At 40.3% G+C, this 20,546-nt stretch carries 20 protein-coding genes and 1 tRNA gene; 7 read left to right on the forward strand and 14 right to left on the reverse strand.

Annotation, left to right across the window (positions count from 1 at the left end; all coding sequences use genetic code 11):
* Positions 1 to 3 precede the first annotated feature (3 nt).
* The 3 genes from EHR01_RS01180 to EHR01_RS01190 all read right to left on the reverse strand — a co-directional run bounded on the left by EHR01_RS01180 (position 4) and on the right by EHR01_RS01190 (position 1,979).
* Positions 4 to 765, reverse strand: a complete 762-nt coding sequence (locus EHR01_RS01180) for an electron transfer flavoprotein subunit beta/FixA family protein (RefSeq protein WP_002971965.1) — start codon at positions 763 to 765, stop codon at positions 4 to 6.
* 67 nt (positions 766 to 832) lie between these two features.
* Positions 833 to 1,132: an LIC10362 family protein gene (locus tag EHR01_RS01185; RefSeq protein ID WP_135692779.1), complete on the reverse strand. Its 300-nt coding sequence runs from the start codon at positions 1,130 to 1,132 to the stop codon at positions 833 to 835.
* A 16-nt stretch (positions 1,133 to 1,148) separates the two neighbouring features.
* Positions 1,149 to 1,979, reverse strand: a complete 831-nt coding sequence (locus tag EHR01_RS01190; RefSeq protein ID WP_244309940.1) for a hypothetical protein — start codon at positions 1,977 to 1,979, stop codon at positions 1,149 to 1,151.
* An 80-nt stretch (positions 1,980 to 2,059) separates the two neighbouring features.
* Between EHR01_RS01190 and EHR01_RS01195 the strand changes: the two genes are divergently transcribed.
* Positions 2,060 to 3,409: an adenylate/guanylate cyclase domain-containing protein gene (locus EHR01_RS01195; protein ID WP_135692781.1), complete on the forward strand. Its 1,350-nt coding sequence runs from the start codon at positions 2,060 to 2,062 to the stop codon at positions 3,407 to 3,409.
* Here the strand turns inward: EHR01_RS01195 and EHR01_RS01200 are convergent.
* The gene (locus EHR01_RS01200; protein ID WP_135692783.1) at positions 3,406 to 4,878 is read right to left on the reverse strand and encodes an HD domain-containing phosphohydrolase; all 1,473 of its coding nucleotides are present in this window, start codon (positions 4,876 to 4,878) and stop codon (positions 3,406 to 3,408) included. The two genes, EHR01_RS01195 and EHR01_RS01200, sit on opposite strands and share 4 nt — an antisense overlap.
* Before the next feature lie 374 nt (positions 4,879 to 5,252).
* On the opposite strand from EHR01_RS01200, the gene EHR01_RS01205 reads away from it, so the two are divergent.
* From EHR01_RS01205 to thrB, 3 genes are read left to right on the forward strand one after another with little or no spacing between them, the layout of a single operon-like run.
* A complete protein-coding gene (locus EHR01_RS01205; RefSeq protein WP_135692786.1) occupies positions 5,253 to 6,437 on the forward strand; it encodes an acyl-CoA dehydrogenase family protein in 1,185 nt (394 codons plus the stop codon).
* Positions 6,438 to 6,490: 53 nt separating this feature from the next.
* Complete coding sequence (locus tag EHR01_RS01210) at positions 6,491 to 8,011, forward strand: phytoene desaturase family protein (protein WP_135692788.1); 1,521 nt, start codon at positions 6,491 to 6,493, stop codon at positions 8,009 to 8,011.
* A 34-nt stretch (positions 8,012 to 8,045) separates the two neighbouring features.
* Complete coding sequence (thrB, locus tag EHR01_RS01215) at positions 8,046 to 8,999, forward strand: homoserine kinase (RefSeq protein WP_135692790.1); 954 nt, start codon at positions 8,046 to 8,048, stop codon at positions 8,997 to 8,999.
* Positions 9,000 to 9,001: 2 nt separating this feature from the next.
* Here thrB and EHR01_RS01220 read toward each other — a convergent pair whose 3' ends face one another.
* Together EHR01_RS01220 and EHR01_RS01225 are read right to left on the reverse strand one after the other, a co-directional pair.
* Positions 9,002 to 9,640, reverse strand: a complete 639-nt coding sequence (locus EHR01_RS01220; RefSeq protein ID WP_135692791.1) for a hypothetical protein — start codon at positions 9,638 to 9,640, stop codon at positions 9,002 to 9,004.
* 2 nt (positions 9,641 to 9,642) lie between these two features.
* Positions 9,643 to 9,948, reverse strand: coding sequence for a hypothetical protein (locus EHR01_RS01225; protein WP_135692793.1), 306 nt, complete (start codon positions 9,946 to 9,948; stop codon positions 9,643 to 9,645).
* A gap of 163 nt (positions 9,949 to 10,111) precedes the next feature.
* On the opposite strand from EHR01_RS01225, the gene EHR01_RS01230 reads away from it, so the two are divergent.
* Positions 10,112 to 11,161, forward strand: coding sequence for a DsbA family protein (locus tag EHR01_RS01230; protein ID WP_135692795.1), 1,050 nt, complete (start codon positions 10,112 to 10,114; stop codon positions 11,159 to 11,161).
* A gap of 31 nt (positions 11,162 to 11,192) precedes the next feature.
* Positions 11,193 to 12,176, forward strand: coding sequence for a malate dehydrogenase (locus EHR01_RS01235; protein ID WP_135600831.1), 984 nt, complete (start codon positions 11,193 to 11,195; stop codon positions 12,174 to 12,176).
* A 97-nt stretch (positions 12,177 to 12,273) separates the two neighbouring features.
* Here the strand turns inward: EHR01_RS01235 and EHR01_RS01240 are convergent, their stop codons facing one another.
* A complete protein-coding gene (locus EHR01_RS01240; protein ID WP_135692797.1) occupies positions 12,274 to 13,131 on the reverse strand; it encodes an alpha/beta hydrolase in 858 nt (285 codons plus the stop codon).
* A gap of 169 nt (positions 13,132 to 13,300) precedes the next feature.
* Between EHR01_RS01240 and EHR01_RS01245 the strand changes: the two genes are divergently transcribed.
* Positions 13,301 to 13,723 carry a MarR family winged helix-turn-helix transcriptional regulator gene (locus tag EHR01_RS01245; protein ID WP_135692799.1) on the forward strand — a complete coding sequence of 141 codons (423 nt, stop codon included), beginning with the start codon at positions 13,301 to 13,303 and terminating at the stop codon, positions 13,721 to 13,723.
* On the opposite strand, the gene prmC is transcribed toward EHR01_RS01245, so the two are convergent.
* From prmC to fusA, 7 genes are all read right to left on the reverse strand, one after another.
* Positions 13,720 to 14,604: a peptide chain release factor N(5)-glutamine methyltransferase gene (prmC, locus tag EHR01_RS01250; protein WP_135692801.1), complete on the reverse strand. Its 885-nt coding sequence runs from the start codon at positions 14,602 to 14,604 to the stop codon at positions 13,720 to 13,722. The genes EHR01_RS01245 and prmC overlap by 4 nt on opposite strands.
* Before the next feature lie 6 nt (positions 14,605 to 14,610).
* Positions 14,611 to 14,683: transfer RNA gene (locus EHR01_RS01255), tRNA-Arg, on the reverse strand.
* 2 nt (positions 14,684 to 14,685) lie between these two features.
* Positions 14,686 to 15,318: a Crp/Fnr family transcriptional regulator gene (locus tag EHR01_RS01260; RefSeq protein WP_035983956.1), complete on the reverse strand. Its 633-nt coding sequence runs from the start codon at positions 15,316 to 15,318 to the stop codon at positions 14,686 to 14,688.
* Positions 15,319 to 15,329: 11 nt separating this feature from the next.
* Positions 15,330 to 16,382 carry a tetratricopeptide repeat protein gene (locus tag EHR01_RS01265; protein ID WP_135693867.1) on the reverse strand — a complete coding sequence of 351 codons (1,053 nt, stop codon included), beginning with the start codon at positions 16,380 to 16,382 and terminating at the stop codon, positions 15,330 to 15,332.
* Between the two features lie 25 nt (positions 16,383 to 16,407).
* Complete coding sequence (locus tag EHR01_RS01270; protein WP_135692803.1) at positions 16,408 to 17,637, reverse strand: amidohydrolase family protein; 1,230 nt, start codon at positions 17,635 to 17,637, stop codon at positions 16,408 to 16,410.
* Positions 17,637 to 18,278 (reverse strand): LIC_10271 family cell wall hydrolase, encoded by a 642-nt coding sequence (locus EHR01_RS01275; protein WP_135692805.1) that lies wholly within the window; start codon positions 18,276 to 18,278, stop codon positions 17,637 to 17,639. The genes EHR01_RS01270 and EHR01_RS01275 overlap by 1 nt, the downstream gene beginning before the upstream one ends.
* A gap of 102 nt (positions 18,279 to 18,380) precedes the next feature.
* A complete protein-coding gene (fusA, locus tag EHR01_RS01280) occupies positions 18,381 to 20,498 on the reverse strand; it encodes an elongation factor G (RefSeq protein WP_135692807.1) in 2,118 nt (705 codons plus the stop codon).
* Positions 20,499 to 20,546: the final 48 nt, after the last annotated feature.

Here is a 20,546-nt window from a genome sequence, read left to right on the forward strand (position 1 = left end):
TCCTTAGATGACCTTCGCTTCTTCGCGAAGAGCTTTTACAAGTTGAGATGCAAAACCTTGTGCATCTGCTGCTTCCAGTTTTCGACCAGCGATACGTGGAGGAGGTGGTTCGAGAGATACAACTTCGAGTTTAGATCCTGTTGCTCCGAGTTCTTCCGGTTTTTTAACATCTACCGGTTTTTTCTTCGCAGACATGATTCCTTTCAAACTAGGGTATCTTGGTTCGTTCAAACCTTTTTGCGCAGTGACAGCTAAAGGAGCAGTTGTTTCTACTACTTCAGTTCCACCTTCGATTTCTCTAGTTGCAGTCACTTTGTTTCCGTCAAACTCAAGTTTGAGGGCCATAGCAACGTGAGGAACATTCAATCTCTCTGCAATTTGAACCACAACTTGTGAACTATCAGTATCGATGGATTGACGACCACCAATCACTACATCTGCGTTTTCAGCTTTGATGAGGTTTGCAAGAAGTTCGGAAGTGTATGTAGAGTCAAAAGTTACGTAGTCATCCACTTTTACATGAACAGCTCTGTCTACACCCATTGCGTAGGCAGTACGAAGTGCTTCTACGGCACGGTCTGGGCCGAGGGACACTGCGATGACTTCTCCACCGCTTTTTTCACGAATTCTAATTCCCTCTTCGATAGCAAATTCATCATAAGGAGAGATGATCCATTTTACGCCAGCTTCGTTGATCGATTTGTCGCCGACTTTGATATTGGTTTCCGTGTCCGGAACCTGTTTTACTAGAACAACAATTTTCATTCCTTAACCCCGTTTTCGTGGATTACCTTAGACCAGAAAACGGGAGCGAAGTCATAAGGGAAGTAATTTATTCTCGGAAGAAACTGTATTTACTCCAATTGTAGGCCCAAATGATCCAGAGAATGACAACAAGGACGTTGGCATCACTTTTGAGGTAAAAGGAAAATCCTAAGGTGAGTGGAAACAGTAAGAATAGAGAGAAGGCGATGAGAAGGACCAAATTCGGAGTGGATTTCCAGTCTTTTGTGGCCACTTGGATTTGTTCCAGGATACTTTGTTCGGGATTTGGCACCAATTTTCGAAATCGGAAAGAGTAAAGAAGGACAAAAACCAAAAGTGCAAGCGAATGGATGCAAAGTAACCACATAAACCCACCCTAAATTTTAAGGAAGTAGGGAGAAGAAAAAAAAGATTTGGGGAAGGAAGAGGGGAAGGTAGGAAAGTTCACAAAGGGACTTAAAGGGAACTCTCTCCATTTTCAGAAATGCACAAACACAAAGCCAAAGATAGGTTAGTCCCATCCCGAAAAAAAAAGGGTCTTTGACTTGGCCCTTCGTCCACAAAAAAAGGAGGAAAAAAACTCCCGTTCCCAAAAGACAAAGTACAACCATCCTTACTTTTTGGGGCTCCAGGTTTTGGATGAGGGTAAAGGTATTTTGCCTTTGGTCAAAGTTTCGGTCCAGATTGTAGGTAAGGAGGACATTGGCTAAGACATGGAGAAAAAATACAAAGGCCAGTCCATCCATGTTACCAAATGTTTCAAATGGAGCGAGCACCCCGAGTGTATAAAACCCAGAAACCAAAATTTCTTTAGGGACTGGTGACACAGCTTTTACAACCAAACCAAGACAAAATAAAAAGGAAAGGAGGAGGGGAAGGTGTTCCCAAAGAAAGGTAAATTCATAAAGGATACCAGCAAATAGGGAAACCAAAATAAGAAGGAAAATGACAATAACGATTGTTCGTTGGTGTTTTTTGTAGAAAGTTCCTCTTTCTGAAAGAGGTTCCGTTTCTCGTCGAGAATCCCATAAATGATCGGCCAAATACAAAGTCCAAACAGAACATAGATAAAACAAGAGTAGGGTGGGGGTTAGGTTTTGGTTTCGATACAAAGAGAAAAAAGAAAGGTTGGCCATTAGGGAGATTAGGATGTCCCAAGCAAGAAAGGAGGAGAGTTTTCCCGTTCGAATGATGAATTCGTTTTGGAACATCATTCATTGATACGAACAGATTCTAATTTGGCAAAGAGAAAATTCCCTTGCCATGAAAACTTTCAGTGATGGAATGTCTGCCTATGTTCCCCTCCCTAATCAAAGCCATTCGTTCTGTGTACTGCATCCGAGATCAATTTCCCAAATATATGTCGGAGCTTCTTTTCCAAGAGGAACAAATGGGGGCTTTGTTTGCGGTTCGGTTTCGGTATGTGATCGGAGTGGCTCTCGTTGCCAGTGCAGTTGCCAATCTTAGTAATACCGATTCTGTATATGGATATTTGGTCAATTATGTAGCAATTGCATTTTATTTTATTAATACATTCGTTCATGCTCAAATTCTAAAAAAGAGTCGTGGGCATTGGAAAACAAAGTATGATTATATTAGTTTGTTTATTGATAACTTACTGATTACGGTTACCATTTTTAATTGGTACATTTTAAAAGGAGAAGGAAATCCAAACTTCCTTGTCAAAACTCCTTTGGTTGTATTTTATCTTTTACCACTTTCTTTGAGTTTATTCCAATACCGATTTTCTCTCGTAAACTTTTCTTTCATTTGTTTTTTATTCAGTTACTACGGATTTTTGGTTTATGCACTTGTGGATAAAAATTCGGTCAGTAGTTATGATTGGCATAATTATGTTCTCGGAGACCAAATCATTTTATCCGATGCTTCCGTAACCAAACCCACTGTTTATTTGATTTTGGTCTTTGCCATTTCCTATGCAATCTTTCGAAGCCTTCGTATGTTATTAAAATTTGCTGCGGCCGAGTCACAAAAAACAACCTTATCTCGTTATTTTTCCCCTGACCTAGTTTCGGAAATTGTATCCGAACCAGAAGTGATCGCCAAAGGCAGGCGCCAAAAAGTAACAATTCTTTTTAGCGATATCCGAGGGTTCACTCAATTTTCAGAACCAATGGATCCAGAAGCCCTTTCTGTTTTTTTAACAGAATTTCGTCGTAGGATGGTAAGAGCCATTTTTAAACATAGCGGGAGTTTGGATAAATTCATTGGAGATGCTGTGATGGCAACCTTTGGCACACCCTCTCCATCAGAAAAACCAGGAGAGGATTCAGAAAATGCAGTCCTTGCCGCCAAGTTTATGTTAGATGAATTAAATCAATGGAACCAAGAACGAACCAGGGCAGGGGAATCGGAGGTTAAGATTGGAATTGGAATTCATACAGGCGAAGTTTTTTGCGGAAGTATTGGATCAGAAGAGAGGATGGAATACACTGTGATTGGAGATACGGTGAACACAGCCTCTCGGATTGAGTCGACCTGTAAAGATTTGGGAGTTAACTTTTTAATTTCAGAAGCAGTTTGGTTGGAGATTGGTTCTCCAGCCGGTTGGGACAAAAAGGAACTTGTGACTCTTTCTGGAAGAGAACAAAAAATTCATCTTTATGCACCAAGTGGATCTTAGGAGGCCATGTTGATTTTATAAACGGCTTCGTGAAGAGCGGGATTGAGTTCTGGATCGATGATATAAATCACACGAGATGTCCCTGCTTGTAAGGCCAAATCCATAATGGCTTTTCTACGATCGATTTTAATGCTATGCAAATCAAAATCAGCAATTTTGAATTTGTTTCCTTTCTGAAACACTGGATTGATGCTACAAATTCTTTGGAGTTTGGGTCTTGTTTGGTAACGACCCACATCCAAAACAAGACAAATATCAAAATGAGCTCTTCTTTCAGAATCCACGGAAGCGGTGATGACAAAGTCACCAAAGTTCACAATGTTTTCGTTGTTGGTGAGAGAACTTCCCACATAATCCAAAAGATGTCTGATGTTTTTATTGCTATAAGAGAAAAAAGAATCATTTAAAATCATCTTAAGAGCTGTAGATGATTTGAATGCTGGTCTCCAAGGTTGGTTGGAAGTAAGAGAAGCATATTCACTTGCCAAAGAAAGGATGGCTATGTCTTCTTCGAAACTTGCAGAAGTTACATTGTTCTCTTGTAAGTGAAGTTGGAGTTCTATGTCCTGGATGATTCTTTCTTTCCCAACTTCTTTGTTATATTTGTCACGAACTGACATGAGTTTGGTGAAAAGTGATCTTGGATCGGGAAAATTATTATTCACCCCATTGCCACGGTAGGGTCTGTGGTGATTTAAAATTAAAGTACGAACATGGGATTCAATTTCTGGCGCAGGAAGAGTCATTAGATAACTGATGATAGGATGTTGTTGGACAACCGTGTATTCTTCTTTGGTCAGTTTGGGATTGTTTTTGATATCCAATCGGGAATATCCTACATCCGCTAAGTAACTTGCCATCATAAGACTCAAATGGTCTTTTTTGTTGGATTCTTCTTTGCCTTCGTTGACAATCTTTTTTGTGCGAACTTTCATCCCCATAGCCACTACGGTGCGTTTGGTCATCAGTTCTGATTCAACAGAAACTCCAGCTACCCCAAGGATTTCTAAAATATTAAAAATTCCAAGTTCATAGTCGGGATTACTTGTGAAGTCGGTCAGAAGTTCATTGACCGAGTTTTGTACGAACACGGCTTGTTCTGAGGAAAAGGATGTTTTTCGAAGGTCTTCAATGAGGGCTTGGGATTGTTTGGCAAACCTGGCTGTTTTTTCTTGGTCGAATAATTTAGTGGTTCGGCCTGGTTCTAAAAAATGGCCCCCATTCATTTGTTGTTTGGTTTTTTTAAGTTCGGAAATGAGGAAATAAACCCCTTGCATTTCAAACTTTAGGAGTTTTCCGAAATCTGCTTCAGTGGGATTTCTTTTTTTATGAATGAGGATTTGTCCGTCTTTATTGTAAAGATCGAGAGGGATGTTATTGTTTTTACGAAAACTATTTAAAGATTCTTCGGTTAACTCAAATTTGGCGAGCTTCTCTCTAGGTACTATGTTTGTATCGTTAGTGCTCATTGTAATTTTTGCTTATATGACGAAAGTTATTTCCAGATGTTATGGTGATGTTTTAATAGAATCGATAAAAAGTAAATCATTCCTTAGAATTTAATATTACTTTTTGATTTATAAGAATTTTCTATTAGGGCATTTACTAGTTCTTAGTAGTGATACTATTACCCGATGTAGTTTCTGTATTAACTTAACACAAGTTGTGTCAATGTTCTCACGACAAAATAACTTTTGTTAGCGGAAATGAGATTTATACTTTGATTTTCTGTTTTGATTCCCTAAAAAACTGTTCGTTTTTGTAGCGAATTCAATCTTACTTAGGCAATTCCCTTTGGTTTTTTCGTTTACAGGCTCAGGAAAAGTACGAAAAAATTATCTCCATGAGTACGCTTTCGACAAAAAAATCACCTCTTGATTTATTTAATCCTACAGAAGACCACCTGGCACTGCGAGAATCAGTGGCATCCTTTGCAGAACGTGAAATGGACGAACAAGCAAAGGAAAACGATGAAAATGAAACATTCAATACCATGCTTTTCAAACGCCTTGGTTCTGAACTGGGAATTTTTGGAATCACAGTGCCGGAAGCAGATGGTGGGCATGGACTCGATCCTCTTGCTGCTGTCATCATCCATGAAGAGATGTCTCGGTTTGATCCAGGATTTACTCTTTCTTATCTGGCTCACGAAGTACTGTTTGTGAATAATTTTTTCTATAGTTCTAACCCTTCTCAAAGGAGCCGTTATTTGAGTAAGGTCATCACCGGAGAATGGATTGGTGGGATGGGGATGACAGAACCTGGAGCCGGAACCGACGTTCTTGGAATGACCACAAATGCAGTGAAAAAGGGGGATCGTTATATCATCAATGGGGTCAAACAATACATTACGAACGGATCCATTGGTCAGATTTTTCTTCTTTATACCAAGTTAGAAAAATCTTCCAAAAAAATGACATCCTTTGTGATCGAGTCGTCTTACAAAGGTTTTTCGGTTGGAAAAAAAGAAGAGAAAATGGGAATGCGTTCATCCCCAACAACACAACTTGTGTTCGAAGATATGGAAGTCCCCGAAGAAAATTTACTCGGCATAGAAAATGGGGCAGTCACTCATATGATGCGCAATTTAGAAATTGAAAGAGTGACACTTGCGGCACAGTCACTTGGAATTGCTCGCAGATGTATTGATATCATGTGTGATTATACCATTCGCCATAGAGAGGCCTTTGGTAAAAAATTAATGGAGTTTGGTCAAATCCAAAGGATGGTCGCCGAGTCTTATGCGGACTACCAAGCAGCTCGTGCCCTTGTGTATCATGTGGCAAGTGAACTTGGACCAGATGTTCGCAATTCACTTGGGGCGGCTTCCGCAAAACTGGTTGCCACTCAAATGGCAGAACGTGTTTCACGTAACGCTATACAAGTATTAGGTGGCTATGGGTACTGCCGTGAATATCCTGTGGAACGATTGCATCGGGATGCGATTTTACTGAGCATCGGTGGGGGAACAAACGAAGCCATGCAAAAAAACATAGCAAGCGATTTAAAAAAACTTTGGTCCGAATAAACAAAACTTTTTAATTTATCTCCATCTTTCTCTGTAGGATGGTCTACAGAGGGATGGATACATTTTGGGATGTAGTGGTCATCGGTTCTGGACTTGGCGGACTTAGTGCTGCTTTGTCACTTTCAGAAAAAGGCCAAAGAGTTTTGGTTTTAGAAAAAGGCACAGCTCCTGGTGGTTGTGCTTCTAGTTTCCAAAAGAATGGTTTTGTCTTTGAATCAGGTGCTACAACCCTTGTGGGATTGGAACCTGGTCTTCCCTTTCATAAACTTTCCACAGATTTTCAAATTCAATTTCCTCTTTTCCCATTAAAACGATCGATGGTAGTCCATATGGATGGAAAAACCATTGAACGTTTCCAAGACCGCAAGGAATGGATTACGGAAGCAAAACGAGTGTTTGGTGGCGATATGCAGATGGAGGTATTTTGGAAACTTTGTTATTTGATTTCTGATTCTCTTTGGAGTTTGTCGGGAAGATATAAATTTTTCCCTTTCCAAAATCTTACCGATATTTGGAAATCCATGGGTGCGTTTCGGCTCCGCGACTTACTTGTTTTGTTTTTTTCCTTTATCTCCTTACGTTTCGTTTTAAAATGTTTGGGTCTTACTAAAAACAAACAATGGATTCGATTTTTAGAAGAACAACTTTTAATCACAAGCCAAACAACATCGACAAAAATTTCCATGTCATTTGCGTCTATCGGGCTTACTTATCCGCAATTACAAAACTATGTTGTCAAAGGAGGGATGGTGAGTCTTTCCGAATCGATCCTGCAAAAAATAGAATCAAATGGCGGAAAAATTCTCTATAAACAAGAAGTGATCCATCTGAAAAAAATCGGATTCACCAAAACAAATCCAAAAATGATTTGGGAATTACATACAAAAAATAGAGAACACAATTTGTTTCAAGCACCTTTGGTGGTTTCGAATCTTCCTATCTGGAACCTAACAGAGATCACAGAGGACTTGCCAAAACTAAAAAAGAAAACTATGAAATTTGAAAAAGGAATTTGGGGTGCTTTTTCCATGGGGATGGCCATAGAAACCAATCCATCTGAAGAATGGGCAAAAACGGAATGCCTTCACCACCAGATCCATTTGAAGGATGTTTTACCATATGGAGGAGGGAATTCCATTTTTCTTTCTCTTTCCCATCCTGAGGATCCCATTCGTTCCCCAAAAGGAATTCGTATCCTGTCGATTTCAACCCATATCGAAAATCCACAATCTTGGATTCGCGATCCTTCCTACCAAGAAAAAAAGAAAAGAATCGAATCGATTATCATTCAAACCTTAGAGGAAAGTTTTTCTTGGTTTCAAAAAGACAAAATTATATTTTTACATTCTGCAACACCTGTTACATGGAAAACATGGACAGGTCGGAAATTTGGGAGAGTGGGAGGGATTCCTGGTTCCTATTTTTCGAATCCATTCCGTATGTTGAGTAACCGCTCGGAAGATCCAAACTTACTTCTTACTGGAGACACTGTCTATCCAGGCCAAGGAATTCCGGCGGTAGTCCTTGGTGGTCTTCATGTTGTAGAACAATTCCTCGCAAGAAAGAGAGGTTGATTTTCGAATCAGGTCTTAGAGCCTGGGCGAAACGATGATTCGCCTTCCTAAGATTCTGATCCAAGTGCCGGGAACTTCCGCCAACTTGGGACCTGGTTTTGACCTTATGGGTCTTGCTTTGGATCTTCATAACCAATTTGAATTTAGTTTTTCAAAAGATATTACTGAGTCCAAAACAGAATTAAAAAACGGCAAACCCTTGCCGTTCTCAGAAAAAGAAGATTTGGTTTATCAGTCCTATCTTTCCTATTTTAAAAAATTTTTACCGAATGTAACACCTCCACCTTATCATTGTAAGATGAGTCTATCTTTGCCCTTAAAAGGTGGACTTGGTTCTAGTGCTTCGGCCATTGTTGCTGGTTTATCCTTGGCCAGGGAAGTTCACAAACGATTGGAAGCTACGTCTGTTCCCACGGAACCTGCATTTACTCAATATTTGGCTGAATTTGAAGGTCATCCTGATAATACATTACCCGCTTATTTGGGTGGGTTTGTTTTCGCCTATTCAACGTTTGGTGAAAAGCTTAGATACTTTCGTAAAAAATTTCCTTCTTCGGTTGTCATTTTTGTTTTAACACCAGAGTACCATGTTTCCACTGAAGAATCTAGGAAAACACTTCCCAAATCTTATGCCACAGCTGATGTGATTTTTAATTTGTCTCGGATTGGCGCTTGGATGCATTTTTTAGACAAACGAAAGTTTGGTGACCTTCTCGTTGGTTTAGAAGATAAGATGCATACACCATACCGAATTCCTAAATCTTCTCCCTTATTTCCTTTGGCAGACACCTTAACACAGGCAGGGATTGGATATTGTTTGTCTGGATCCGGACCAAGTTTACTTGTATTTTTAGAACGAAAGTCAGTGAAAACCAAACAGGCTGAATTAGAAAAAACAATTTCTACAGTGATGGGTGAGGCAAAGATTCCTTATTCATTCAAACGAGTGAAACCGGATGGACTCGGTGTTCGAATCCAATTCAAATAGTTTTAGTCTTCGTCGGCTCCTTCTTCTTTTCCAAATCCGTAAACATCTCCACGAAACCTAACTTTTCGGTTGATCCCTGGTTGGATTTTTCCCACTTCAAAGGTAAACTTCATTCTTTCTTTTCCGGATCTGTTGAAATAAAAAGAAGAGGTCAGGGAGATTTCAATAAAGTTTACCATCCGCTCTTTGGCAATTTTATCTGAGATTCGAAATTCGACTGGGTGGCCAATGATTTCATAAGATTCAAAACTTTCTTTGGATTCCATTTTTCCATAATGTTCCATCCGTGGTGGTTTGTAGAAAGTTGGTCCATTTTTTAATACGGTAATGGTATAATCTTCGCTATCACGACTTTTTTTGAACTGAAAGATGAGATGGTCTTCTGAGATCGCATTACAACGGGTGGCGAGGTTTCCGGTTTTACTTCCGATATGAAAACTGGCAAATCGACTGAGTTCGTCGACCACAAGATCGTATTTGTCTCCGGTTTGTACGGGAATGAATCGGTCCGATTCTTTTCTGGAAATGACGGGATGGATGAATTGGTTGTAAACAACAAGTCCTAGTCCCAAAACGGCAACGGTCAACACTCCGCTAAGGACCAGGATGAAACTGTCGAGAATGGCAATACTAAGAAACAAACTTACCTTTTTGTATCTACCTTATGATTTTTTGGGGACGGTAGTGGGGTACGTGTGACTAAAGAAAGTAAGTCTTTCACTTCTTCCGGCGAGATGATTTGGTTTAGTTTCTCTTCTAAAGAGGCAGGAGTTGGTTTTAAAACTAAATCCTCTGGTTTGATTTCCGGATTTGCCTCGACCTTCGTCACCGTCCGAGCCTTGGGAGCCTTCTCTGGGAAAGATTCTTTTCCTTCCTCCGATTGTTTCCCTGTTTGGGTGGGAATCGTGGGGGGAATGTGTGAGTTTCCTTGAATGTTAATTGTATTCATTTTTCCCAAACCTCCGTGTTCAGGATCTGCACTTTGAGAAAAAACTATCCTTTTCCCTCCCTCAGATTTTCGGACATTTGCTAGTTGGCTTTAGCGAAAATCGAAGATTTTTTTAGCTTTTTTCCGTTTGATTGTCCGCTTTATGGGCGGGAAGCTGGCAGGGATGGAAAATATTTTTAAAAAGTGGATGGAAAATCCCATCTCCAAAATCGTCCTAGCTACCAACTTCGTTTTCGCCCTTCTCTTTATCGTCAGTGTTCCTTCCTTTGTTCGGGAATACATTACCCAAGATGCAGTCAGTATCGGCGGAAAAAAATATGACCTGAGTGATGTGAAAGAAACGTCTCCGATTGCTTATTCCAAATTCCAATCGGAATACAAAAGCCTGATCAAAAACACCCTTGGTGAGTTTGCACAGGATAAATTATTCGAACTTGTTGCAAAAGATAAAAACATCAAACCTTCTGAAGTGTTAAACCAAGGTTTCACTCCAACAGAACCATCTGAAGAAGATATCCTAAATGTTTATATGTCAAACAAAGCTCAGTTAGGTGGAAAGTCTTTGAACGAAACAAAAGACAAAATTGTTGGTTTCCTTAAAAGCCAACAAGAACAAGAACATAGCCGTGCTGTTTATCGAGATATCGTAACCAAATATCCAGTTGAGTTTTTGATCAAAGAACCAGCTGCGGTAAGAGTGACTGTAGAAGAAAAAAATAACCCTTCCATCGGACCGAAAGATGCAAAAATTACGGTCATCGAATTTTCTGACTTTGAATGTCCATTCTGCAAAAGAAGCCAAGACGTGAACCAAAAACTTCGTGAAAAATACAAAGGTCAAATCCGATGGGTCTTCCGTGATTTTCCTCTACCTTTCCACCAAGATGCAATGTATGCACATATGGCCGCTAACTGTTCTGTTTCGGAAGGAAAGTATTGGGATGTGTTCAACTTGTTTTTTGAAAACAGTGGAAACTTAGGGAAAGCTAATGTAGATGCGTTGGTAGTGAAAGCTGGTGTCTCGAAAGACAAATACCAATCTTGTATGAAAGATGCATCTAATTTGAAAGCAGAAATCGATGCAGATATCCAAGATGGACAAAAAGTGGGTGTGAGTGGAACTCCAGCGTTTTTTATCAATGGAATCTTTGTTTCGGGAGCTCTTCCTTTCGAAAATTTCGATGAGATCATCCAAAAAGAATTAAAACAATAATCATAAATTATAAAATTAAAGGAAAATTTATATGAGCAAAAAAGTAAAAGTTGCTGTTACAGGTGCTGCCGGACAAATCGGATACGCACTCCTATTTCGTATCGCTTCAGGACAAATGTTTGGACCTGACACTGCAGTGGAACTCCAATTATTGGAATTGGAACAAGCCCTTCCAGCCGCTAAAGGTGTCATTATGGAATTGGATGACTGTGCTTTCCCGTTACTCGAAAAAGTGTCAGTATCTTCTAACATTGATGAGGCGTTCCGTGACATCAACTGGGCACTTCTTGTTGGTTCTGTTCCAAGAAAAGCAGGAATGGAAAGGGGAGACCTTCTTAAAATCAACGGTGGAATTTTTACAACACAAGGAAAGGCAATCGAAAAGAATGCAGCTAGTGACGTAAGAGTTCTTGTGGTTGGTAACCCTTGTAATACAAATGCACTCATTGCAATGAACAACGCAAAAGGTGTGCCATCTGACAGATGGTTTGCGATGACAGGTCTTGATGAAAACCGTGCGAAAACACAACTTGCTCAGAAAGCAGGAGTTCTCGTGAAAGACGTATCGAACGTTGCGATTTGGGGAAACCACTCGGCAACTCAATACCCTGACTTCTACAATGCAAAAATCAAAGGAAAACCAGCCACTGATTTGATTTCAGACACAGAATGGTTAAAAGGTGATTTTATCTCTACTGTTCAAAAAAGAGGAGCAGCGATCATTGCGGCGCGCGGAGCTTCTTCTGCGGCTTCTGCAGCAAACGCAGTAGTGGATACAGTGCATAACATTGTCACTCCTACAAAAGCTGGTGATTGGTTCAGTGCTGCTTGCCACTCCAATGGTGAGTATGGTGTGGACAAAGGTCTTATCTTTGGATACCCGCTCAAATCAGATGGCAAAAAAGTAGAGATCGTTACCGGCCTTGAAATCAATGCATTCGGTAAGGAAAAATTTGACATCACTCACAACGAGTTGAAAGAAGAAAGAAACGAAGTAAAAGACATGTTAGGTTAAAACATTTTTAGTCTTTAGGGAAGTCATTCTGTTAGGACTAGTGTTTTTGATTTCTGAAAAGCTCGGCACCCTGAAAGGTGACGGGCTTTTTTATTGTCTACCTGCCAAGCAGGGCGTTTTGAAATTCGTTTAGGAATTCCTCCGGCCTTTCCAAAAAAGGCAAATGGCTAGACTTATCCACCACAGTCATTTTGATTTCTGGAAACTCTTTTAAGATAGGATCCCAAGTGTAGTATGGTGCCACCTGATAGTCTTCTTTCCCCATACAAATCCAAATCGGTTTAGAAAGTTTTTGGAAGAAATCAGATACTTCAATGTCTCGAAACACTTCACCAAACAAAAAATCAAAGGCAAGTTTGTTTGTATGGATTCCTTCCCAAAACTTTCTAGATGGAAAGGGAACTTGGTAAAACCCTTTGGCTTCCAAACTCACACAATAATGGATAAAAAAATCTTCGGGTGTTCTTTCTATATTTTTTTGAAACTGGATTTGGTTTTCCAAATGTGCCTCTTTACGAAGATCAGAGGCATGTTTCTGGAAATAAACTTCTGCTTCGAACATAGGACTTCCGTGGCTTGGGCCTGTGGAGACCATCACAAGGTTTTTGACTTGGTCTGGGTATTTTGCTGCATAAGCCAATGCCATATACCCATGCCCGGAATGGCCAATGATAGGACAGGCCGGGATTTTTAGCTCTTTTTGTAGGAAACTAAAATCTTCGAGTAGTTTCTCTAAAGAATAATCCTCTTTTGTTTCTTTTGAGGAACTGGATCGTTTGGCAAACCCTCTCTGGTCCACCACAGTGATTTCGAATTTTTCGGCCATCACACTTGGGATGACTCTTGGATAGTACAAGGCACTTCCTATCCAAAATAGGGGTGGGCCTCCATTTTTAGTTTTTGCCACTTGGAGGGCAAATCCCTCTCTTTCGATTGTTTGGTATTTCCATTCCATAACATTTCCTCAAAGGTTTCGTATATTCTCTATTTTTGTGTTTTGAATATAGTTGCACTATACAACTATATGGTTGCAGGTTGCAACTAAAAAAGCTTGTCAATATTTCTAAAATCTTTGGACTGGAATCGTGAAACTGGAAAACACATCAAGTTATCTCGGGATTTATATGAGCGAAACTTTGCTTTTAATGCGCCGGTTTCTTTCGGAAGAATTTATCAAAAAAAGAATTGGGATGCGGTTTGAAGAATGGATGTCACTTCTTCCTTTGTCAGAATCGGAAAGTTTAAACCAAAAGGAATTGAGTGAAAGGCTGGTAAAAGACAAAACCACGATTTCGAGACTCGTGGATGGTTGGGTCAAAAAAAATTGGGTGAAACGTGAAATCTCAGAAACCGACAAACGCCAATACAATCTACGATTTACCAAAAAGGGAAAAGATGTTTGGGAAAAGGGTCTTCCCATCATCGCATCGGCAGATTTTGTTTTTCGAAAGGACCTAACAGAAACAGACGAAAAAGAGCTTTATTTATTACTTTTTAAAATCCAATCCTCAGTCCAACTTTTTGGCAAAGAGAGATCCAACCACTAGGATGAATGCGGGGCTTCGGCGAAGAGGAAACGTTCTTTCTTAGAGCTGTCTAAGATTTTTTTAGTCCCGATAAAACCCAACCCTTTTGCCATCTCTTCTAGTTCTTCTATGTACAAAGGATGGGTTTCCATCATGAGTTTCCCACCTGGATTTAATCGACTAAATACTACAGATAACAATCGTTTGTGGAATTCTTTAAAATCAGATACAAAGAGTGCCAGATGCGGTTCATAATCGAGGACATCCGGCATAATTTCTGGTTTTTCTGATTCTGGAATATAAGGGGGATTGGAGACTATCAAATCAAATAATAATTCTTTGGGGATCTCTGCGTCCAAATCAGAAACATAAAAATTAGTTCTCTCGTCTAAGTTGTATTTTTCAGAATTGCGACGACTGACACCAATTGCTTTTTCCGAAAGGTCGGAGAGAGTCACAACACTCGTTGGTAGAAGTTGTGTGAGACTAAGGCCAATACAACCACTCCCCGAACATAGATCCCAAATTTGTAAAGGACTTGGTTCAGTGAAGGATAGCTCTTCTTTTTTTTTCCAAAGGTAGTCCACAAGTTCTTCTGTTTCGGGCCTTGGGATGAGGACATCTTCTGTTACCAAGTATTCAAATTTATGAAATCCTTTTTTACCAGTGATGTAAGCGACAGGTTTTCTTTTGCTTCGTTCTACAATTCGTTCGCGGTAAATGTCGATTTCTTTTTGGCCAAGCGGCATTTCAAACTGGGAATAGAGTTTGATACGTGGGAGATTTAAAAGATCGGAAAGGATCCATTCGGCGTCCACACGGGGATTTGGAATTTCCTTTTTTTCCAGAAATTCTGCAGATCGTTTTAAATAATAAAGTAGGGTTCCTGGTTGTTCCGCCATATCTTTTGCCCCCAACAGGATTCGAACCTGTGTCCCCAGTTTAGGAAACTAGTGCTCTATCCACCTGAGCTATGGGAGCTTTTACGTAGGTTTACGTTTCTGATTCACTATCCTTTGGAAATCGGAGATATTGTGAATAACAATTTTATCCGGATAGAGATCTAGTTTGCCTGTTTTTACATATTGCATGAGGACCTTTTGGACTTCGCCTACAGGTTGGGCACACCAATTGGCAATGTCATCCACAGTGGCAGAAAGGATGATTTCGTTATATACATCATTGTTATACTGCTTTTCGTATAACATCACAAAGACGTCGCATACCTTTCCAATGATATCATCCATAAGTAGGATCATGAGGCGGCGTTTTTGGTCATAAATCCGAAAGGAAAAAATATGAAGGAGTTTCATGGCAAGGGCCGGGTTTTTCGTCATTAACATTTCGAAATTCGCACGGTTGAAGTTCAGGGCTTTCACTTCAGTCACAGCAATGGCAGTGGCAGAACGAGGTTGTTCTTCCAAAATGGCCATCTCTCCCAAAATATCCCCAGCTTCCAAAACATCCAAGGTTTTGATACTGGTTCCAATGGTTTTTGTGATTTTGACTTTTCCTTCTTTGATTAAATAAAAGTCATTTCCAGGTTCGTATTCACAAAACAATACTTCGTTCGGTTGAAATACCTTTCCAAACTTTCCAAACATGGCTTCTAACATTTGGTCGTTCACTATTTGCCTCCTTTGAGTTTGGATTTAGCATCTTCTGAGATACTATCATCCAAAGGTGGCATTTGCGTTACCTTTTGGAATAACTGTTTGGCTTTTTCTTTTTCCCCCGAAGCCTCTGTAGCAAGTGCTAGGTGGTAAAGGTTTTCTTTTAGTAAAAGACCTTTGGGGTATTTTTTAATAAAACTAGAAAAATGGGAAATCGCTCCAGGATAGTCCTTGGCTTTGAAACTAGACTTACCCATATAAAATAAAGAGTTTTCGACAAACTGTTCTTCTTCTTGGGTAACAGAATCTGTTCTCTCTGATACCGTTTTGAATAGATCGATGGACTCCGCATACTTTCCTGCATTCATAAGAGTTGAGGCCTTATCATATTGGGAAAGAATGGAATTGGGGTCGATGTTGGATCCAGAGTTTTGGGATGGGACAGCCATCGTTTTTAACATTTCCTGAAGTTTCCCTGCTTGGGCTCCAGGTTCCGGCTTATAAACTAACTCTTGTATGGTGAGGGGGAAAGGCGTTTTTTTACGAGCCAAATCAACAAGTTGGCGAGCTCGGTCAGTGTACATTCCGTCTGGATAATGTTGTAAGTATTTTTCGAAAGCGTAAGCTGCGTGTTCAAAGTTTCCATTTTTATAAAAAACTTCTGCAACGTTCATCAGTTCAAAAGCGGGGTTCTTGGCTTCTCCTTGTCCGAGGATTTCCCTAACCTGGCGGTGGACCTGGCGGAGTTGGCTTGAGAACACTTTGAGCATTTTGATGATGAGATGGGTTTTGTCTGAGACAAATTTCTCGAATTCGGGGACTTTGAAGACAAGAACTGTAGCGGCTCCTATGACTTGTGCCGTCTCTTCTCTAGGATAACGACCGATGGCACTCTTCACTCCGAAAAACTCACCGAGTTTTACATCCTCTTTCAGTTCCACACCGTTGATATTCGTGTAAGTTAGTACAACACGACCTTTTTGTAGTACAAAGATATCCTCCGCCTTGTCTTTCTCGAAGTAGACGATGGAACCTCCTTTGTAATTACGTACTATGGGACCTGACAACTCATGCCTCGCTTGCGCTTCATTTTCAAAAATTAGGTAAAAAAGCCAAACTCTTTTTATAACCGACACTGTCAGAAACTTGTTTCAAGAGTTTTTTTGGTGAACCTGCAACCAATTTCTTTTTACCACTAAATGATAATTCTTCCGTTTCTAAACCAAAATGTAAAAAGAGAGATCGGTATTCTTCTGAACCATAAATTGGATATCCATCAACCACAACTAAATCGATTTGTTGGAAAGAAAGATCGGACAGATTGACCTCAGTTGCTTTTTTATCATCGTTTATTATGAGTAAATCGGCAGATAGACCAGGCATGAGTGCATCAGGATTTCCTAATCGAAACGCTTTCCTTGGGTTTTCTGTGACCATTTTTAGTAATGTAGTTTCGGGTAATTCTTCTCCATACAACCCGAAATAAATCGATTTTGCTGTTTTTAATTCTTCTAAAAGATTTACTGCCCCACTTGGTGAATAATCTGTCCCCAAACAAACGTTAACTCCCATATCCAAAAAGAGTTTGATATTGGTTGTTTTACCAAAGATATGAAGGTTCGAAGTGGGACACCAAACAACAGAGGCACCTTTTTCTAGAATTTTTTCCACTTCTTTTGGTCCAAAAGGCAAACAATGTACGAGTACAGAATGTCCGCCAAGGGCATCCATTTTTTCTAAAAGACGAAGGGATTGTTTGGAATCATCATCTAATCCTTCTGCAAGATGGGTGACAAAAGGAAGTCCTGCATGTTCTGCCATTCTGTATTCGAGAGCCGGACCCTCTCCCCAACCCAAACTATAATTTCCAATAGAATGAGCCAAAGTGTAATCGGAGATGAGTTTAACAGGTAAAATGCCCCGAAATGGATTTTGAATGTAATGGGGGATGTGATCAAAAACAGTTGTGACACCGGCAAAAAGATTTTTATAAGCACCAAGATAATATAAAATTTCAGGATCTATTTGTTGTCGTTCTGCAAAGACACCGGAGCTTTTATACAAATTATCATAGGACAACCAAGATTTGTGTTTTTCGTTTCCACCTACTTTGGGGAGATAACTGGCAAGTAGATGGTCATGGGAATTGACAAAACCTGGATAAACTTTTTTTCCTTTGAGTGAAATGGTGAAAGAACCATTGTTTGGTGAAAGGTTGGTTTCAATTCTCGAAATTTTTTCTCCCTCTACAAGGAGATCATTCGTTTCTAATTTTCCATTCCGATGAACAGAACCTGATTGGAAGAGAATCGAGTATGTCATTAAATTCCTACCTCCAAAATTCGTTCAGGATTTAAACTTTGTTTTTGTTTGTTCATTTGGAAATACAGGCCTTTGTCTTTTGCTAAGATTCCCAACCTGTCTTTTGATTTCACTTGTTGGCCTTCAGTTACCTGGATTCGTTCCAAGTTTCCGTAAACGGAATAGAGTCCATTTTGGTGTTCTAGGATGACAAAGTTTTCATACCCGTCCATATAATCGACATGGACTACTTTCCCGGGTAAACTCGCCCGAACAAGAGAAGAGTTGCCTCTTTGAAATTGGATTCCTTTGTGAGGGTCATAAGTGAGTTCAGAAAATTTTTTGACGACTCTTTCCTTCCTGTCCAGAGGATAAGAGGGTTTTTCTTTGATGAGTGATTCGGGGGAGGAAACAGAAATCTTTTCGTTTCCATTCGGAATCCTTAGCAGTTCTCTTTCATAAAGATTTTCACTTGTGGTACGACCATTTAACTTGGCTAAGGTTTCCGCTGAAACTTTGAATTTTCGAGCGATTCCAAACCATGAATCCCCTTTGACCACACGGTAATTGGAAGTGAGCTCTGGTTTTGGACTTTGTTTGGAGGAAGTGGGGGATACAAAAACGATGCCCAAAAAAAATAGAAAGTATCGAAGATTTCGCATCCGGTTACCCTTCTAAATGTATCGACAGGTCTTAATCGAGAGGGCAATAAAAAAGGCGGGAAGAACCCGCCTTTTCCAAAATCAAACCAAAGGGAGAAGGGTTTATTCTTCTTCTTTGTTGTTGACCTTGTATTTTTTCATAAGCTCGTCCGCTACGTTTCTTGGAACGGGAGCATACTTGGAAAATTCCATAGCAAACTCAGCCTTTCCTTGAGTAGAGGAACGAAGCACTGTGGAGTAACCAAACATGTCTGCAAGAGGAACTTCCGCTTCGATCTTAGCATAACCGTTTTCTTCGGTTGTGTTTAAGATCATACCACGTCTTTGGTTTACCGAAGCAAGGATCGCTCCTTGGAATTCAGTTGGGCCTTCTACTTCCACTCTCATGATTGGTTCGAGGATGATAGGGGCTGCTTTTCCAAATCCTTGGCGGAACCCGTAACGAGCACCAATTTGGAATGCCATATCTGATGAATCCACATCATGGTAAGCACCGTCATTGATCACACAACGAACTCCGATGATAGGGAATCCAATGAGGGATCCTCTTTCTAAACAAGAACGGAAACCTTTGTCACAAGATCCGATGTATTCACGAGGGATGGAACCACCCACGATTTTATCTACGAATTCGTAGTCCTTTCCTTCTTCTTGTGGGATTGGTTCGATAAAACCAGCCACACGAGAGAACTGACCTTGACCACCCGTTTGTTTTTTATGAGTGTAATCAAAATCCGCAGACTTAGTGATGGTTTCACGGTAAGCAACCTGTGGTGCTCCTGTGACTAGATCCACTCCGTATTCACGTTTCATACGTTCGATATAAACTTCGAGGTGGAGTTCTCCCATTCCTTTGATGATGGTTTGTCCAGACTCTTTATCGATTTCTGTTTGGAAGGTAGGATCTTCCTTAGTGAATCGGTTGAGTGCCTTCGCAAGGTTTGGAAGTTGTTTAGACTCTTTACATTCAATGGTAAGAGAAATTACCGGGTTCGGAACAAACATGGACTCCATAGTCACTTTTGCTTTTCCATCAGTGAAGGTATCCCCAGAGGCACAATCAATACCGAATAGAGCAACGATATCCCCAGCTTCTGCTTTTGTGATATCTTCCATATCGTTGGAGTGCATACGAACAAGACGTCCAATGTTGTGGCGTTTGTTGTTAGATGAGTTATAAATAGTCATCCCTTTTTCGAGTCTACCTTGGTAAACACGAACGTAAGTTAACTGACCATAACGACCATCTTCTAGTTTGAATGCGAGACAAACTAATGGTTTTTCTGGATCTGATTCTAAGTTGAATTCGTTTTCTTCGTTTCCGATTTCTTTTGCTTTGTTCTCAACATCGTAAGGAGATGCAAGGTAATCAGCAACTCCATCAAGAAGTCTTTGAACCCCTTTGTTTTTAAAGGCAGAACCCATAAATACAGGAACAAATTTAAGTGCAAGAACCCCACGACGAATCGCTTCTCTGATTCGTGCTTCTGTTGGCGCACCTTCTAACATCTCTTCTGTGAGTTCATCACTGAAAAGAGAAACTGCATCAAGAAGAGCCTCGCGTTTTTCGTTTGCTTGGTCTTTTAACTCGTCAGGGATATCAGTGATTTTGATATCTTGTCCGTTTGGACCTTCGAAATAATACGCTTTCATCTCGACTAAGTCAACAATCCCTTTCAGGTCGTTTTCCAAACCGATCGGAAGTTGTACAGCGTGTGCATTGAGATGGAGTTTTTCACGAAGTTGTTCGATCACGCGCCAAGGGTTTGCACCAGTTCTATCAAGTTTGTTGATAAAAGCAACACGCGGAACGCTATAACGTTTCATCTGACGGTCAACAGTGATGGATTGTGACTGAACACCAGCAACCCCACAAAGAACCATAATCGCAGAGTCAAGTACACGAAGGGAACGTTCTACTTCGATGGTAAAGTCAACGTGGCCCGGAGTGTCGATGATGTTGATGGTAATGTCTTTCCAAGTGGCATAAGTTGCCGCTGATTGGATTGTGATCCCTCTTTCTCTTTCGAGGTCCATACTGTCCATAGTAGCACCCACACCGTCTTTACCACGTACTTCGTGGATGGCGTGGATTTTGTTCGTATAAAATAAAATACGTTCAGTAAGGGTTGTTTTACCCGAGTCAATGTGCGCGGAAATTCCGATGTTACGGATTCTTTCCAATTTAGGGTCGCGTTTTGTTTCTGTCGCAGAGGTCATATTTTCCTCAAAAATAAGGTTAGAGTTGAATTGATTCTACCAAAATCT

The sequence above is a fragment of the Leptospira mtsangambouensis genome (assembly GCF_004770475.1).
Classification (GTDB): Bacteria; Spirochaetota; Leptospiria; order Leptospirales; family Leptospiraceae; genus Leptospira_A; species Leptospira_A mtsangambouensis.